Below are 15,861 nucleotides of genomic sequence, written 5' to 3'. Positions count from 1 at the left end.
TGAAGAGATAAAATATGACTGCAATGCCCCCAAGTAAAATGCTGAAAGAACTAAAGCTGACTGATATCTGTGTTGGCTATCAAGATACCCCTGTGGTGCAAGATGCGAACTTCCGTTTGGTTGAAGGTCAGATTGGTTGTTTACTCGGCCCAAGTGGCTGTGGCAAGTCTACTTTGTTACGAGCGATTGCTGGTTTTGAACCTCTAATGGATGGCGAGATTACCTTAGATAATGACGTCTTGTCCTCTAAGAGCCATGTGGTAAGTCCTGAAAAGCGCAGCATTGGCATGGTGTTTCAGGATATTGCTCTATTTCCCCATCTTACCATTTACGACAATATCGCCTTTGGCCTAAAAGACTGGTCTAAGAGCGATGTAAAAGCCCGGGTGGAGTATTTGTTGGGCTTGGTTGGGTTAGCTGGTTTTGGTGCCCGCTACCCTAGCTCACTTTCCGGTGGCCAACAGCAACGGGTAGCCTTGGCTCGTGCGATTGCTCCAAGGCCAAAGCTGTTGTTAATGGATGAGCCTTTTTCAGGGCTGGATGCAAAGCTTCGCGAAGAGCTAGTACCGGACATCCGAGCTATTCTGCTCCATGAGAAGGTCAGTGCAATCTTAGTGACCCATGATCAGGCCGAGGCCTTTGCTATGGCGGACCAAGTGGCCATTATGGAAGCGGGGAAGATTCTGCAAGTAGGTACGCCCTATCAGATTTATCACGAACCGATATCACGCTTTGTGGCTATGTTTATTGGTCAAGGGGATTTTTTGCCTGCGGTGGTATGTGGCCCTGATTGCGTACACTCGGACTTGGGTAATATCCGTGGTGAGTTGCATCATGGTTTTGAGACAGGTGCTAAGGTGGATTTGTTGGTCCGTCCCGATGATGTGCTACATGATGATGACAGTGAGTTCAAAGGTTTGATTGTCAGTAAGTGGTTCCGAGGATCCTACTTTTTATACCGTGTAAAATTACCTTCTGGAAAGGTGATTTACTGCTTTGCTTCGTCCCACCATAACCATTCTATTGGTCAAGAGATCGGCTTGAGTGTGGATCTAGACCATCTGGTTATGTTCCCGACGATTAGCGAATAACGATACAAAAAAAGGGCCGTTTGGCCCTTTTTTAGGCAATTGATCGGTTATAGGTTACCGATCCCTTGTTCGTGGCAAACGTCAATCATGCCCTCAAAGTCATATTCCGTGAGCTCTAGATGTTCTAGGGCATAATGCCCCATTGCCATCCATTCGTAGTCCTCACTGGCTTTACCTATGTGGCGGTAGGTGCCACTGATGTGTTCCGCCATTTTTAGTACGGATAAGAAGGTTAGGTTCTTGCTGTCTCCAGCATGGCGGTTGGTGTAAATATGGGAGGCTCTGTGGAGGTTGGCAATGACATAGCAGCTGGATTTGGGTAAAGCCCAAGACTTCGCCAAATAGTAGCCGACCACAGAGTGGTTGGTTCGAAAGTTTTGATTTTCAAGGTCTGTCAGCTCAAAGGTCGGTGACTGATACCCTTGCTCTAACACTTCCCGATAACCTGAGAACCGAGACATCATTAAGGGAATGCCTGCGTTGTGGAATAGACCCAGAGCGTAACACTCGTCTTGGTATTTAAAGCCGATCTGCTGGGCAATGCTAGAGCAGACGGCCGCTACATCCATGGCGTTGTCCCAGAACTGGTGCAAGCTCTCTATGGCACCATCAGACAGCTCACTTTTAACGGATAACCCATTCACAATATTGGCAATGGAGTTGATGCCGAGCATCATGACCGCCTGTTGGATAGAAGAAATCTTGCGAGGTAAGCCATAGTAAGCGGAGTTTACGAACTTGAGCACTGCGGCGGAGAGCCCAACATCTTGCGAAATGATTTGTGCAATTCTCGCCATATCGGGTTCAGGCATGACTTGCTCCATGTGCAAATCAACCATGACTTGAGGTTGAGGAGGGATGGCTATTCCTTGAAGTACACGCTTCACTTGATCATCAGTTAACCCTGTCGACATCCTGCCCTCGAAATATTTTGATTGGTGAATTTTGTTTAAAAATTATAGCTAGCGTAGCAAAACAGATACGATCTTCTATAATAGCGTTTTTTTTGTAATCTTGGTGAGTACTTTGAGTGTAATTAGGTTAAAAGGGCAGGCGGACAGACGTATTCGTGCGGGCCATCAGTGGATATACAGCAACGAAGTGAACACGGATGCTACCCCTTTGAAGCAGTTCAATCCTGGTGATCAGGTAGTGGTGGAAACCGCTCAAGGGAAGCCGTTAGGGATTGCAACAATCAATCCTAATACGCTGATTTGTGGGCGTTTGATTAGTCGTAGTACGGATACCGTATTAAACAAATCAACCCTGATTCACCGCTTGAAAATCGCCCTGTCTCTACGTGAGATGAGCTATCCAGAACCCTACTACCGCTTGGTGTTTGGCGATTCAGATGGCTTATCTGGCTTAGTGGTCGATCGCTTTGCAGACATTCTTGTGGTGCAAATCTCCACCGCAGGTATCGAGCGTATTAAAGAGGAAGTCATCGAAGCTTTACAGGAAGTGGTCAAGCCAAGCGCTATTCTGATGAAGAATGATGGCAAGATGCGAAACATCGAAGGTTTGGACACTTATGTTGAAGAGGTGTTCGGCCATGTGCCTGAAGTGGTCTATCTAAAAGAGAATGATGTGTTGTTCCAGGCCCCTGTGTGGGATGGACAGAAAACTGGCTGGTTCTATGACCACCGTGAAAACCGTAAAACCATGCAGGGCTTTTGTTCTGGTAAACGTGTATTGGACGTGTTTTCTTACGTGGGTGGATGGGGTGTTCAGGCTGCTGCCGCAGGTGCCACAGACGTGACTTTTATTGATGCTTCTGACGCTGCCCTAGAGCACGTGGATGCCAACTTGGCGCTAAACCAATACGAAGGTGAAGCGAGTTTAATGCATGGGGATGCTTTTGAAGCCATGCAGTCCTTGATCGAAGAAAAGCAGCGCTTTGATGTGGTCGTTATGGATCCGCCAGCCTTCATTGCTCGACGCAAAGACATTAAAGCAGGTGAAGGGGCTTATCACCGTGCCAACCAGCTAGCCATGCGTCTGGTCGCGAAGGGCGGTATTTTGGTGTCAGGGTCTTGCTCAATGCACCTGGAAACCAGCCGTTTGCATGACATTGTGCGCAGCAATAGCCGTCAATTAGAGCGCTTTTCTCAGTTGATCTATCGCGGTACTCAAGCACCAGATCATCCCGTGCACCCTGCCATCCCAGAGACGGAGTATCTTAAAGCTCTGTTTTATCGGGTGCATAACAATATGGGGCTATAACCCACAATTCATAAAAAACGCAGCCTTGGCTGCGTTTTTTATGTAGGTCGCATAACCATTAAGAGGCTTGGGATGGGCCTTTAGGAATGAATTGCTTACGCCAGTCTCGATAGTTAAAAACTTGTCCTTGGGAACGAATTCTAGAGATTTGACTTAAATCCACCGTGGCATAAACCCAACCAAAGTGGTCTGGATTACCTTCAGCCAAGATGCCATTGTCAGGAAAACCATAATCCACTGGTGTATAGACGCTGCCCCGTCCTGTATTGATATCCACCGCCTCAGACCAAGGGGCTAGGCCGACGGTAGGGGATTGCACCACATAGCATTGGTTTTCCAAAGCTCTCGCTTGGCAGCCAATGCGTACTCGGTGGAAGCCTGCTTCGGTATCGGTGCAACTTGGCACTAATAATAAGTCAGCGCCAGCGGCCACCTGCTGGTGGGCGATCATTGGAAACTCTGAGTCGTAACAGATATGGATGCCGATGCGCCCCAAGTGCGTATCGAACACTTGAATCTGCTCCCCAGCGGAGATGTGCCATTGTTCGTTTTCAAAACGCGTCATCATGAGTTTGTCTTGGAAGCCAATAAAGCCTTCTGGCCCAAACAGGGATGCACGATTCACAAACTGACCTTCCCCGATTTGCGTAGGGAAGGAGCTTGCCAGGATGATCACATTAAATTGCTTCGCCAGATCAATGTGCAGTGCATACCAATCTGGCAATAAGGACTGCATTGCTTCGATTTGTTTGTGTAGGTCGCTGTATACATCCTGACCAAATAAAGAGGCTAATTCCATGCTGCCGTATTCGGGGAACACCAACAGTTCGGCGTTCTCTTTTGCCGCAGCGTCTACCCAGTGGGTGAGCTTAGCTTTTGCATCCTGCCAAGTGTCAAAAAAGCCAATGTCGTATTGTGCTGTCGCAATTTTAAATACACTCATATCAATGATTTCATCCAAAACATCATAGGTTTTTCAGTTTCCGTTGCCTGACCAATATCTTTCCAACTAAAGTATGTGCTGAGCTCAGGGTGCTTCTGATAGCCGCGATTGCGCCAGAAATCATCGAGGGGGTGGTAATCTTTTGGCTTGGCAGGGTGATCGTCAGGCCTTTGCACCCCACAAAAACAGGCGTGTTCCATGCCTTTGATGGCTTTTGCATGGGCTTCCCTGTGTTCAAAGAACGCAACGCCTGCCCCTTTGCCCCGGTAGGTGGCCAATAGCACGGATTCACCACAATAAAAGATACTGTCTATGTCATGACCGGCTTCGAGAAACGGGCGCTGTACCTCTTCAACTTCCTCTTTAAGGGGGACGCCTGTGGAAGCCCCGACTATTTTGTCACCATCAAACGCCAGTACGATCACGCTGTTAGGGGCTTCAATATAGGTTTTCAAATAGTTGGCTTCGTAGGCAAGATCTCCCTCATATAGGTAAGGGAAGTCGCGAAAGACAGTCATGCGCAAATGCGCTAATTCATCAAGGTATTGAATCAGCTCCAAACCGCTAAAACGTTTAAAAGTTAACATAGTCATTACTTAGACACTTGAGCGATCCAATCTTCTAGATTGTAGTAGTTGGTAACCCGAGCCACTTTATTGTCCTTGATATCAAAAAATGCCCCTGCTGGAAGGCGGTAAGTTTGGCCGTTGGCTTCTGGTAAACCTTCGTCTGTGGCCAAATATTCCCCTAGTACAGTGAACTCAACGGCTGCACGATTCCCTTCTGGGTTCGACATGATGACAATGTCAGTAATCGTCTCTTTGTAGTTGCGATTCATTCGATCCATGAAATGTTTAAAAGTTTCCTTCCCCACTTCGCGATCACCTTGGTTGATATCGTGGATCACATCCTCTGTTAACAATGACAAAAAAGTGTCCATGTCTTGTGCGTTGAAAGCATCGTAGTAATTTTGCAAGAGTTGAACAGTCGCTTGGCTCATGGCGCGGATTCCTTGTTTCTAAAAAGAGAAAGCTTGGATCATATCAAAAGCTCAGTTCTGGGAAATGGGGAAAAGTAGAGTTGGCAAAAACATGCATGGAAAATGTCGCAATGGGAAATAAAAAAACGCAGCCGAAGCTGCGTTTAGAAGAAGTTTTAGGCTTGGTTATCTCGTAATGAAATATGAGGCCAGCCACGCTCTTTAGCGATATCGGTTAATGTTGGGTCGGCATCCACGGCCACAGGGTGATCGACTAGCTCCAGCAAAGGAAGATCATTTCTGGAATCGCTATAGAAATAGCTGCCTTCCATAGAATGCCCAGTTTCCTCTAGCCATTGATTAAGGCGAGTGACCTTGCCTCCTTGGAAACTGGGGACACCGACGATATTCCCTGTGTAGACATCATCAATGACTTCTGGAACCGGTGCAATAATGTGATCCATTCCTAATTCTGCTGAGATCGGCCCCGTGACAAATTCGTTAGTGGCCGTGATGAGTAATAGGAAATGACCTTGATCCTTATGGAATTTTAGGAGCTTGGTGGCCTCAGCTTGCATCATAGGGCGTACTTTGGTGTCCATAAACTCCTCATGCAAGGTTTCACGCTCTGCTTTGCTAAACTGAGTCAGTGGTTTAAGACTGAAAGCGAGGTACTCATGAATGTCTAGCGTGCCAGCTTGATATTGTTCAAAAAAGCGATCATTGGCTTCTTTATAAACCGCCACGTCCACTAAGCCTTTTTCAACTAAAAACTGTCCCCAGTTGTAGTCACTATCACCGCTTAACAGGGTGCCGTCCAAATCAAAAATTGCCAGAGTCACAATGTCACCTATCATCATAAATTGAGAGCGTCAGTATAGCGATGCAGGTCACAAATAACAGCCCGATTAATTGTGTGAATGACCGAATTGTGGAACAATGATGTGTATTAGATTTTAGTTATAAGGTGAGTCTCGTGATTGATGCAGACGGATATAGACCGAATGTAGGCATCATTTTGATGAACGAGCGAGGCCAGCTACTTTGGGCGAGACGAGTGGGTCAAAACGCATGGCAGTTCCCCCAAGGTGGTATCAAATCGGATGAAACTCCAGAGCAAGCGTTATACCGAGAATTGAAAGAAGAGGTGGGGCTTGAACCCCATCAAGTAGAAATTGTCGGAAGAACTCGCGGATGGTTACGTTACCGATTGCCAAAACGTATGTTGCGCCATAATAGCAAACCCCTGTGTATCGGACAGAAACAGAAATGGTTTTTGCTTTCCATTCGCTGCGCAGACGCCTGTGTCTGTGTAGACAGTTCGGATTGCCCAGAGTTCGATGGTTGGCGCTGGGTAAGCTATTGGTATCCGTTAGGGCAGGTTGTCTCGTTTAAAAAGGATGTCTATCGTCGCGCACTTAAGGAGCTAATCCCCAATGCGCATAGGTGGCTAAGTCGTAGGAAAAAGCCAGCATAAGCTTGACCCTACATTGAGAGTAGAGGATTTATGTTAAGTTTATTGAGACGTATCACTCAAGAAGTAACGGCCGCCCAGTCGTTGCAGGCGGCGTTGGATATTATCGTACGCCGTGTGCGCCGCGCCATGCGTTCGGAAGTGTGCTCAATTTACTTAGTCGATCCCAACTCTCAAGATTACATTTTAATGGCGACCCGCGGTCTGAATGCGGATGCAGCGGGTAAGCTGAGTCTTAAGGCTGATGAAGGCCTCGTAAGTTTGGTGGGCCGTCGTGCCGAGCCAGTTAATCTTGAAGACGCCCATGTTCACCCTGCGTTCCACTACCTAAGTGGTACGGGTGAGGAACGTTATCGTTCCTTCTTGGGTGTGCCTATCATCCATCATCGTCAAGTGTTAGGCGTATTGGTTGTTCAACACGAAGAACGTCGCCGCTTTGATGAAGGTGAAGAAGCTTTTCTAATTACCCTTTCAGCCCAATTAGCAGGTGTTATTGCTCACGCGGAAGCGACCGGTGCGATGATGTCTTTGACACCAAATTCACCGCCGGTGGGAGCAGACTTCCGTTACAAAGGGATTGCGGGCAGTTCTGGTGTGGCGATTGGTAAAGCTGCGGTGATCTTTCCTCCTGCGGATTTGGACGTCATTCCAGATCGCGTTCCACAAAGCGTCGAACAGGAAGTTGAAGATTTTTACCAAGCTCTAGAAGCCGTTCGTGGCGACATTCGCAAAGTCAGCAGTCGTCTAAGTCAGCATATCAGCAGTGACGAAAAGGCGCTGTTTGATGTGTATTTGAAAATCTTAGACGACAACTCCTTGGCGGCAGAAATTGTCAGTAAGATTGAAGAGGGTAACTGGGCACCGGGTGCACTGCGCCAAGTTATCAAGTTACACATTTCCTTCTTTGAGTAAATGGAAGACCCGTACTTACGTGAGAGAGCGACTGATATTCGTGACCTTGGGCGTCGTATTTTGTCCCATTTGCAAGAGAAAACCCCTAGTGTTACAGAAGAGCTTACTGAGCCAGTTATCATCGTAGGGGAAGAGCTGACGGCCTCCATGTTAGGGGAATTCCCCCTCGACAAGGTAAAAGGTCTGGTGTCCGTGATGGGCTCCAGTAGCTCCCACGTCGCTATCCTTGCACGAGCCATGGGCATTCCTACTGTCATGGGGGCGGTGGATCTGCCCTACAGTAAACTCGATAAAGTCGACATGATCGTTGATGGCTATTCTGGTCAGATTTTTACCTACCCTTCCGACGCCATTATTGACAGCTATCAGCAGATCGTTGACGAAGAACGCTTGTTAGAAAGCGAGTATGAACAGCTAAAAGACCTACCTTGCGAAACCCTAGATGGCCAGCGCATAGGTTTGTACGTGAACACCGGATTGTTGGCAGACATTAACCGTTCCCTGGATCGTGGTGCTGAAGGTGTGGGCTTGTACCGTACCGAAGTGCCTTTCATGATTCGTGACCGTTTCCCAACAGAAGCGGAACAAGAGCAGATTTACCGCCAGCAGCTTCAAGGTTTTGCCCCTGCGCCAGTGACGATTCGTACCCTGGATGTGGGAGGCGATAAAGCCCTGCCTTATTTCCCCATTAAAGAAGAAAACCCCTTCTTGGGTTGGCGCGGGATTCGAGTGACCCTAGATCATTTGGAAATTTTTATGGCGCAAATACGTGCCATGATCAAAGCCAGTGCAGGTCTTCATAATTTGAAGATCATGTTGCCCATGATATCCAACGTCGCAGAAGTAGAAGAAGCCCAGTCGCTGATTCGTCGCGCATACGCGGAAGTCAAAGAGGAAGGTTACGATGTCATCATGCCTAAAGTTGGGGTGATGATTGAGGTGCCAGCTGCTGTGTACCAAGTCAAAGAACTGGCTGGCATGGTGGACTTTATGTCTGTGGGCAGTAATGACTTAACCCAATACTTGCTTGCGGTGGACCGTAACAACTCACGGGTGGCTGGTTTGTATCATACCTTCCATCCAGCGGTATTGCGTGCCTTGAATGATATCGTCGAGCAGACCAAGGGCGAAGGAATTAAATTAAGCGTTTGTGGCGAGATGGCCGGCGATCCATTGGGAGCGATTCTAATTATGGCCATGGGTTACGACACCTTGTCGATGAGCTCCACCAGCTTACCTAAAGTGAAAGCCGTATTGCGCAAGCTGACTATGGAACAAGCAGAAGATATGCTCGCTCAAGTGATGTCTCTTGCCCACGCGGACGCAGTGAAGCAAACCTTGATGAAACTTGTTCGAGAGGCGGGTGTCGAACGCCTAATTCGCCCTTCTAAAACGGCAGCCCTACAGTAATCAGACCTCACTAAGGCCTTCTATGATTTCCTATCCAGACATCGACCCAATCGCTATTTCGGTGGGTCCTCTAGCCATCCATTGGTATGGCTTAATGTATTTAATCGGTTTTTTATCGGCTTACTTCTTAGGTGTGTATCGCGCCAAGCGTTCCAATGGTCTGTGGACACCAGAACAAGTCAGTGACATGATTTTTTTTGGTGCCGTAGGCGTTATATTAGGCGGCCGTGTTGGCTATATTCTGTTTTATCAGTTCCCGTCTTTTATTGATAATCCACTGGTATTGTTTAGAATCTGGGAAGGGGGCATGTCCTTCCACGGTGGATTGCTGGGCGTCATAATCGCCATGTGGTGGTTCGCCCGTAAAACCCAAAAACATATTATCGACATCACTGACTTTGGCGCCCCTTTTGTGCCGATAGGTTTGGGCCTTGGACGTTTGGGTAACTTCATTGGTGGTGAGTTATGGGGTAAGCCTACAGATGTCTCTTGGGCGATGATCTTCCCAACCGATCCGATGCAGTTGGCGCGTCATCCTTCTCAACTGTACCAGTTTGCGTTAGAAGGGGTTGCCCTCTTTGCCATCCTTTGGTTCTTCTCTCGCAAGCCTAAGCCGCGTTATTGTATTTCGGGGCTATTCCTACTTTGCTACGGTCTTTTCCGTATCTTGGTGGAGTTTGTACGGGAGCCAGATCCACAAATCGGCTACTTAGCATTTGGTTGGTTGACTCAAGGGCAGCTGTTATCTGTGCCTATGGTTTTATTGGGTGCGGGGATGATTTGGGTTGGTTACAAACGTCAGGTGTTTCCTCAAAAATAACCTGAAGAAGACACCTAGCCTTGGCTAGGTGTCTGACACTGTCTTAAACCGAAAATGGGTACGCGATTGGCTCGTGGAACTCATATCCTTCCACGTCAAAATCGTCCAAAGTCACCCAAGTTTCTAAGTCTTTTAACGTCTTAATATCTGGGTTGATCTTAAAGCGCGGTGCGGCCAATGGCTCGCGTTTGAGTTGTACATCGCGCATCAGCTCTAGTTGATCTTCGTAAATGTGAGCGTTGACGATTTTATGATAAGCCTTGCCTGGTTTCTTGCCAGTAATCTGCGCCATGATGGCAAGTAGGAAGTACACTTGAACCATGTTGAAATTCAGGCCTAGAGGGACGTCACAGCTGCGCTGGGTGCTGTTTAAATAGAGAGTATCACCCAATAGGGAAAAATGATGGCTGTACATGCAAGGGCGTAGGCAGGCCATATGCAGTGCCCCAGGGTGATAGAAGGTAAAAATCTCTCCACGGTTATCAACGCCACGGGTTAAGTCGTCAACAATCTGTTGTAGCTGATCAACGGAGCCCCCATCAGGTTTCGGGAAGTTACGTCCAATAGCGCCGTAGCATAAGCCCATGTCATCTTCCCCTTTGCGGTAGGGGTTGTTGAGCCATACTTGGTTTTCATTGGCGTTGGCGTCCCATGTTTTAGTGCCCAAGGCGCGAAAATCTGCTGCGTTATCGTAGCCACGTAAGTAGCCGATGATCTCAGCAATGGCAGACTTCCAGTAGCTTTTACGGGTGGTGACCAAAGGAAATTCCCCAGCACTTACATCATAGGTCAGGTCAGCATTGATCACTGTTAAACAGCGCTTGCCAGTGCGTTCGTTTGCTACCCATTCGCCCTCGTCAATAATGCGACGACAAAGATCTAGATATTGTTTCATGCAATTGAGTCCATGGTCGGTATAATATTGGCGCAGAGTATATCAAATTGCCCCTTGTGTGTATCGGAGTGAAAATGCTGTCTTTAATTGTTGCTATGTCGTCTAACCGGGTCATCGGTGTGAATAATTCCCTACCTTGGCATCTGCCAAATGATCTGAAGTACTTTAAGCAAGCGACCATGGGCAAGCCAATTATCATGGGGCGTAACACGTTTGAGTCCATCGGTAAGCCGTTGCCTGGTCGTCGCAATATTGTGATCAGTCGCAATCCAGACTATCAGCCAGATGGGGTCGATGTGGTCAGCTCTTTGGATGCTGCGATCCAGCTTGGTGAAGACATTTGCCTAGTAGATGGGCAAGAAGAGGTAATGATCATTGGTGGTGCCCAGATCTATTCTTTGGCGTTAGAGCGAGCAGATCGTTTATACATTACTCATGTGGATGCAGAGATTAATGGCGATGCGTTTTTCCCAGAAGTGAACTGGGCAAACTACGAAAAAATTGGTGAAGAAACTTTCGCTGCTGAAGGTCATAACCCTTACGATTACCGTTTTAGCGTCTATCAGAAAGGCTAAGCTATGTGGTTACAAAGAGAGATTACTCTATCCCCGCGCAAGCGAGGTTTTCATCTGGTGACCGATGAAATCTTACGTCAGATTCCCGAAATGACTCGCTTAGAGGTGGGTCTGCTGAATGTGTTTATTAAGCACTCATCTGCCTCTTTGACCATTAATGAAAACGCGGATCCTACGGTGCGTGTGGATTTTGAGAGTTTCTTTAATCACGCGGTCCCAGAAAACGAGCCTTATTACCAGCACGTTTACGAGGGCAGTGATGACATGCCTGCCCATCTAAAAAGTAGTATTTTAGGGGCAAGCTTAAATATTCCTGTCACCCGTGGCGATTTAAACCTAGGGATTTGGCAGGGTATCTATTTATGTGAACACCGCAACCACGGTGGCTCTAGGACATTAGTGTTGACGCTCCAAGGGGAGTAGATTTCATATAAATAAAAAGGAGCCCAAGGGCTCCTTTTTATTTATTCGATAGAGGCTTTTGTCTGTGGCAATTTATTCGGCAATAGACAAGGTCAGGCCGGATGTACGTGCTTTCTCGACGGCTGCGTTGGCGCTTTGAGCCAATTCTTCAATGTTCTCCCCATCTTCTGGGAAAGTGGCTAAGCCAACACAGAGGTTTAAGTGGCTGGCGTCGGAAAACTCCAGTACTTTACGCTCGTCTTCCTTGGGGGTTAGGAAGGTTTTCATCAGTTTTTCGGCGTCTTTAAGGCTGGTGTTGGGCAATAGAAGCAAGAGCTTGTCATGGGCTACACGAGCTAAGATGTCCGCTTCACGGATTTTCTTGTAGATGAAGCGCGCTGTGGTGTGAATAGCGGTATTGCGCTGATCTAGGGGCATGTCTGCCAGTAAGCCTCGGGCATCAAGGTCGATTTTTGCCATGGTAAGCGGTGTGTACTGGCGACGGGCAAGCCCCAATTGCTTAGTGAAATGGGTCAGTGCAGCGCCCTTATTTAACAATCCTGTTAATTCATCAAAGGTGGCCTGTGAGCGTAGGTGTTCTTCGAGGGCTTTTTGGTGACTGATGTCTTCTACAAAACCTATGATCTTCTTCACCTCGCCCGCATTGCTTTGGCTGTAGGTACGGCCACGTTCGCGGACCCAGATGTACTCATCGTTGGCGCGACGAATACGGTATTCTGCTTCGTAGTATTTTTGCCGGTGTTCAATGTGCTCTTTTACCGTTTGAATGAGCTTGGCTGCATCATCTTTGTGAATACGACTGTGCCAGTCAACGGTGTTGTGTGGCGTGTCTTCTAGAGGACAGCCTAGTAAAGAGGCAATGGATTGAGAGCAGGAAATAGTGTCCCCTTCGACCTCCCACATCCACAGGCCTGCAGAGGATTCGGTCAAGGCAAATTTGAGTAAGGTGTTTTCTGCTACGGAAAAATCAAGATGGTCCGTGTGGGAGATGTATCCGAGTACATTTGTCTCATCGAGCAGACTGAGGCTGATTTCTGCGGCAAGTAAGCGATCACCAACTTGTAAAGGTGCAGTAACCCGTTCAATGGTGCCTTGTTTAATCAGGGCAACCGTTTGACTCAAAGATGTTTGGTGGTCGTGGATAAACTCTGCCCAGCTTTCTGGGCGCGTGGCGCCCACATTGAGGTAGAGGTTTTCCAAGCTTCCGTTCGCTGCTTTGATCTCGCCGCTTTCAATATCGGCCACAAAGGCTGGTGTTGGCATGCGAAGAAAAGCAGTGTGAAATGGAATGGTCATTTGAGACTCCTCTGTCAATCAATGTGACGCCTAATAATAAGTTTACTCTGGGGTGATCCATCGCAGTTGGAAATGTGCGTCAGAGTCTTCTGCTAAGGTATCCACTAGATACGGTAGGAAGGTCTTTGCTTCGCTTTCCAGCGTCCATGGTGGGTTAACAACTATCATGCCACTGCCAGCCATGCCGCGTTTTGTTTCCGTGCCACGAATATTCAATTCTAGTAGCAGGGTATTCTTAATTTTGGTCGCTTCAACGGCATCAAGCAAGCTGTCAGCCTGACGGCGATTGAGTACAGGATACCAGATGGCGTAGGTCCCTTGGGCAAAACGTTTATGGCCTTCTTCGAGTGCTTTAACGACTTTTTGATAGTCGTTTTTCACTTCATAAGGCGGATCCATCAGCACAAAACCTCGCTTTTGAGGGGGTGGCAGCATGGATTTTACCGCAAGGAATCCATCATCTTTTACCACATTTGCGACTCTTTTTTTGGGGAAAAGTGCAGCAAGTAATGGAAAGTCGTTGGGGTGCAACTCACATAGATGCATTTTATCCTTCATCCGCAAATAGTGATCTACCACCATTGGGCTGCCGGGATAAAATTGTAATTGACCGTCAGGGTTGAGCTCTCGGACGATCTCTACAAAGGCTTCTAAGGGCTCAGGTAGGTCTTCTTTTTCAAGCAATCGACTGATGCCCGTGGCGAATTCTTGGTTGAGTTGTGCTTGGTCTGATTCAAGCTCGTACAGCCCAATACCTGCATGGGTATCCAAATAAAAGAAAGGGGCTTCTTTTTTGGTTAGGTGGCGGCATATTTGGCTGGCAACTAAGTGCTTCAAAATATCCGCGTGATTGCCCGCATGGTATATGTGGCGATAGCTAAGCATAGTGATGATCCTAAAAATTAAAAAAGCCGCCCCTCATAGGAGGCGCGGCTTGAGCTTTGTAAGCGTTGATCAGTCAAGTTGATCCAAGTCGCGCACGGCACCTTTATCGGCACTGGTGGCAAAGTGGGCGTAAACTTTCAACGCTGTTGACACTTTACGTGGGCGCTCTTCGACAGGTTTCCATGCTGCAGTGCCTTTGGCTTCCATTGCTGCACGACGTTCTGCCAATTCTTCATCAGAGATCATGACGTTGATGGAGCGATTTGGAATGTCGATTAAGATGCGATCGCCATTTTCCACTAGGCCAATTGCGCCGCCGGCTGCGGCTTCAGGTGAAACGTGACCGATCGATAGGCCAGAAGTACCACCAGAGAAACGACCATCCGTCAGTAGGGCACAGGCTTTGCCTAGACCTTTCGACTTGATGTAAGAGGTTGGGTACAGCATTTCCTGCATGCCAGGACCGCCTTTAGGTCCTTCGTAGCGAACGATAACGATGTCGCCAGCTTCCACTTTATCAGCCAAGATGTTGCTGACGGCTTCGTCTTGAGATTCTGTTACGTGGGCACGACCTTCGAATACAAGGATTGATTCGTCTACACCGGCACTCTTCACCACACAACCGTCTAGGGCAATGTTACCGTATAGAACCGCCAGACCACCTTCTAAAGAGAAGGCATTTTCAAGAGAACGAATACAGCCATTTGCGCGGTCTCCGTCTAGAGTTGGCCAGCGGCAGTCTTGGCTAAAGGCGACTTGTGTTGGAATGCCACCAGGGCCTGCTTTGTAGAATTCTACAACTTCAGGAGACGGTGATTCCATGATGTCCCACTTCTTAAGGCCATCTAGCATGGTGTCTGAGTGAACCGTATGTACGTGGTTATGTAAGATACCTGCGCGATTGAGTTCGCCTAATAGACCAAAAATACCCCCAGCACGGTGAACGTCTTCAATATGGTATTTCTGGGTGTTAGGAGCCACTTTACATAGCTGAGGCACTTTACGAGATAGGCGATCAATATCTTGCATGGTGAAATCAACACCTGCTTCACGTGCAATTGCCAATAGGTGAAGAATGGTGTTGGTGGAACCGCCCATGGCGATGTCCAATGTCATAGCATTTTCAAAGGCTTCGAATGTTGCGATGGAGCGTGGCAACCACTTAGCTTCGTCTTTTTCGTAGTAATTCTTAGCGATCTGAACGATGCGCTGACCTGCTTCGAGGAACAAGCGCTCACGATCTGCGTGGGTGGCGACGACGGTACCGTTACCTGGAAGACTTAACCCTAGTGCTTCTGTTAAACAGTTCATCGAGTTCGCAGTGAACATACCGGAACAAGAACCACAGGTAGGACAAGCAGAACGCTCGATTTCGGCAACAACTTCGTCGGAAACACTGTCGTCTGCGGCAATAACCATAGCATCCACTAGATCAAGCTTGTGCTCAGAAAGCTTGGTTTTGCCTGCTTCCATTGGTCCGCCAGAGACGAAGATAACAGGAATGTTAAGGCGCATAGCGGCCATTAGCATCCCAGGTGTGATCTTGTCACAGTTAGAAATACATACCAGTGCATCGGCACAGTGTGCATTGACCATGTACTCGACAGAATCAGCAATAAGGTCACGGGACGGCAAGCTGTAAAGCATCCCGTCATGGCCCATTGCGATACCGTCATCCACCGCAATGGTGTTGAATTCTTTAGCCACACCGCCAGCGTTTTCAATTTCACGGGCGACCAATTGTCCAAGGTCTTTTAGATGTACGTGACCTGGAACGAACTGAGTGAATGAGTTAGCTACGGCGATAATAGGTTTGTGAAAGTCTTCATCCTTCATGCCCGTTGCGCGCCAAAGGGCACGAGCGCCTGCCATATTGCGGCCGGCGGTAGAGGTTTTCGAGCGATATTCTGGCATTGGTATCCCCACAATTTATTT

General features: G+C 47.9%; 15 protein-coding genes and 1 pseudogene. 7 read left to right on the top strand and 9 right to left on the bottom strand.

What is annotated here, in order from left to right; all coding sequences use genetic code 11:
* Positions 1 to 14: 14 nt before the first annotated feature.
* Positions 15 to 1,091 (top strand): ABC transporter ATP-binding protein, encoded by a 1,077-nt coding sequence (locus ACZ5DR_RS02395; protein ID WP_377364137.1) that lies wholly within the window; start codon positions 15 to 17, stop codon positions 1,089 to 1,091.
* Between the two features lie 47 nt (positions 1,092 to 1,138).
* Here the strand turns inward: ACZ5DR_RS02395 and ACZ5DR_RS02390 are convergent, their stop codons facing one another.
* Positions 1,139 to 2,005, bottom strand: a complete 867-nt coding sequence (locus ACZ5DR_RS02390; RefSeq protein ID WP_377364135.1) for an HDOD domain-containing protein — start codon at positions 2,003 to 2,005, stop codon at positions 1,139 to 1,141.
* A 112-nt stretch (positions 2,006 to 2,117) separates the two neighbouring features.
* Between ACZ5DR_RS02390 and ACZ5DR_RS02385 the strand changes: the two genes are divergently transcribed.
* On the top strand, positions 2,118 to 3,314 hold the full coding sequence (locus ACZ5DR_RS02385) for a class I SAM-dependent rRNA methyltransferase (protein ID WP_452600435.1): 1,197 nt from the start codon (positions 2,118 to 2,120) through the stop codon (positions 3,312 to 3,314).
* A 58-nt stretch (positions 3,315 to 3,372) separates the two neighbouring features.
* Here ACZ5DR_RS02385 and ACZ5DR_RS02380 read toward each other — a convergent pair whose 3' ends face one another.
* From ACZ5DR_RS02380 to ACZ5DR_RS02365, 4 genes are all read right to left on the bottom strand, one after another.
* Positions 3,373 to 4,257 carry a carbon-nitrogen hydrolase family protein gene (locus tag ACZ5DR_RS02380; protein ID WP_377364131.1) on the bottom strand — a complete coding sequence of 295 codons (885 nt, stop codon included), beginning with the start codon at positions 4,255 to 4,257 and terminating at the stop codon, positions 3,373 to 3,375.
* Positions 4,254 to 4,850 carry a GNAT family N-acetyltransferase gene (locus ACZ5DR_RS02375; protein WP_377364129.1) on the bottom strand — a complete coding sequence of 199 codons (597 nt, stop codon included), beginning with the start codon at positions 4,848 to 4,850 and terminating at the stop codon, positions 4,254 to 4,256. The genes ACZ5DR_RS02380 and ACZ5DR_RS02375 overlap by 4 nt, the downstream gene beginning before the upstream one ends.
* Complete coding sequence (locus ACZ5DR_RS02370) at positions 4,850 to 5,257, bottom strand: ketosteroid isomerase-related protein (RefSeq protein ID WP_377364127.1); 408 nt, start codon at positions 5,255 to 5,257, stop codon at positions 4,850 to 4,852. Before ACZ5DR_RS02370 ends, ACZ5DR_RS02375 begins: the two co-directional genes overlap by 1 nt.
* A gap of 155 nt (positions 5,258 to 5,412) precedes the next feature.
* Entirely contained in the window at positions 5,413 to 6,078 is a 666-nt protein-coding gene (locus tag ACZ5DR_RS02365; RefSeq protein ID WP_377364126.1) for a histidinol-phosphatase, read from the bottom strand.
* Positions 6,079 to 6,212: 134 nt separating this feature from the next.
* On the opposite strand from ACZ5DR_RS02365, the gene ACZ5DR_RS02360 reads away from it, so the two are divergent.
* The 3 genes and pseudogenes from ACZ5DR_RS02360 to lgt all read left to right on the top strand — a co-directional run bounded on the left by ACZ5DR_RS02360 (position 6,213) and on the right by lgt (position 9,852).
* Positions 6,213 to 6,713: an RNA pyrophosphohydrolase gene (locus tag ACZ5DR_RS02360; protein WP_377364124.1), complete on the top strand. Its 501-nt coding sequence runs from the start codon at positions 6,213 to 6,215 to the stop codon at positions 6,711 to 6,713.
* A gap of 30 nt (positions 6,714 to 6,743) precedes the next feature.
* A pseudogene (gene ptsP, locus ACZ5DR_RS02355) lies at positions 6,744 to 9,032 on the top strand (phosphoenolpyruvate--protein phosphotransferase).
* A gap of 22 nt (positions 9,033 to 9,054) precedes the next feature.
* Positions 9,055 to 9,852, top strand: a complete 798-nt coding sequence (gene lgt, locus ACZ5DR_RS02350; RefSeq protein ID WP_377364119.1) for a prolipoprotein diacylglyceryl transferase — start codon at positions 9,055 to 9,057, stop codon at positions 9,850 to 9,852.
* Between the two features lie 43 nt (positions 9,853 to 9,895).
* Here lgt and ACZ5DR_RS02345 read toward each other — a convergent pair whose 3' ends face one another.
* Positions 9,896 to 10,747: a thymidylate synthase gene (locus ACZ5DR_RS02345; RefSeq protein ID WP_377364118.1), complete on the bottom strand. Its 852-nt coding sequence runs from the start codon at positions 10,745 to 10,747 to the stop codon at positions 9,896 to 9,898.
* A gap of 74 nt (positions 10,748 to 10,821) precedes the next feature.
* On the opposite strand from ACZ5DR_RS02345, the gene folA reads away from it, so the two are divergent.
* Together folA and ACZ5DR_RS02335 are read left to right on the top strand one after the other, a co-directional pair.
* A complete protein-coding gene (folA, locus tag ACZ5DR_RS02340) occupies positions 10,822 to 11,322 on the top strand; it encodes a type 3 dihydrofolate reductase (protein WP_377364116.1) in 501 nt (166 codons plus the stop codon).
* 3 nt (positions 11,323 to 11,325) lie between these two features.
* Complete coding sequence (locus ACZ5DR_RS02335; RefSeq protein ID WP_377364115.1) at positions 11,326 to 11,745, top strand: secondary thiamine-phosphate synthase enzyme YjbQ; 420 nt, start codon at positions 11,326 to 11,328, stop codon at positions 11,743 to 11,745.
* 72 nt (positions 11,746 to 11,817) lie between these two features.
* Here the strand turns inward: ACZ5DR_RS02335 and ACZ5DR_RS02330 are convergent, their stop codons facing one another.
* The 3 genes from ACZ5DR_RS02330 to ilvD all read right to left on the bottom strand — a co-directional run bounded on the left by ACZ5DR_RS02330 (position 11,818) and on the right by ilvD (position 15,840).
* On the bottom strand, positions 11,818 to 13,041 hold the full coding sequence (locus ACZ5DR_RS02330) for a sensor domain-containing diguanylate cyclase (RefSeq protein WP_377364113.1): 1,224 nt from the start codon (positions 13,039 to 13,041) through the stop codon (positions 11,818 to 11,820).
* Between the two features lie 42 nt (positions 13,042 to 13,083).
* Positions 13,084 to 13,926 carry a 23S rRNA (adenine(2030)-N(6))-methyltransferase RlmJ gene (locus ACZ5DR_RS02325; RefSeq protein WP_377364111.1) on the bottom strand — a complete coding sequence of 281 codons (843 nt, stop codon included), beginning with the start codon at positions 13,924 to 13,926 and terminating at the stop codon, positions 13,084 to 13,086.
* A 69-nt stretch (positions 13,927 to 13,995) separates the two neighbouring features.
* The gene (gene ilvD / locus ACZ5DR_RS02320) at positions 13,996 to 15,840 is read right to left on the bottom strand and encodes a dihydroxy-acid dehydratase (protein ID WP_377364109.1); all 1,845 of its coding nucleotides are present in this window, start codon (positions 15,838 to 15,840) and stop codon (positions 13,996 to 13,998) included.
* Positions 15,841 to 15,861 lie beyond the last annotated feature (21 nt).

It is taken from the genome of Marinomonas vaga (assembly GCF_055388305.1).
This window is presented reverse-complemented; position numbering and strand designations above follow the sequence as displayed.

Coding starts and splice junctions, on each gene's coding strand:
- ACZ5DR_RS02390 (WP_377364135.1), bottom strand. CDS start 2,005: ATGTCGACAGGGTTAACTGATGATCAAGTGAAGCGTGTACTTCAAGGA.
- ACZ5DR_RS02370 (WP_377364127.1), bottom strand. CDS start 5,257: ATGAGCCAAGCGACTGTTCAACTCTTGCAAAATTACTACGATGCTTTC.
- ACZ5DR_RS02325 (WP_377364111.1), bottom strand. CDS start 13,926: ATGCTTAGCTATCGCCACATATACCATGCGGGCAATCACGCGGATATT.
- folA (WP_377364116.1), top strand. CDS start 10,822: ATGCTGTCTTTAATTGTTGCTATGTCGTCTAACCGGGTCATCGGTGTG.
- ACZ5DR_RS02375 (WP_377364129.1), bottom strand. CDS start 4,850: ATGACTATGTTAACTTTTAAACGTTTTAGCGGTTTGGAGCTGATTCAA.
- ACZ5DR_RS02380 (WP_377364131.1), bottom strand. CDS start 4,257: ATGAGTGTATTTAAAATTGCGACAGCACAATACGACATTGGCTTTTTT.
- ilvD (WP_377364109.1), bottom strand. CDS start 15,840: ATGCCAGAATATCGCTCGAAAACCTCTACCGCCGGCCGCAATATGGCA.
- ACZ5DR_RS02345 (WP_377364118.1), bottom strand. CDS start 10,747: ATGAAACAATATCTAGATCTTTGTCGTCGCATTATTGACGAGGGCGAA.
- lgt (WP_377364119.1), top strand. CDS start 9,055: ATGATTTCCTATCCAGACATCGACCCAATCGCTATTTCGGTGGGTCCT.
- ACZ5DR_RS02335 (WP_377364115.1), top strand. CDS start 11,326: ATGTGGTTACAAAGAGAGATTACTCTATCCCCGCGCAAGCGAGGTTTT.
- ACZ5DR_RS02395 (WP_377364137.1), top strand. CDS start 15: ATGACTGCAATGCCCCCAAGTAAAATGCTGAAAGAACTAAAGCTGACT.
- ACZ5DR_RS02330 (WP_377364113.1), bottom strand. CDS start 13,041: ATGACCATTCCATTTCACACTGCTTTTCTTCGCATGCCAACACCAGCC.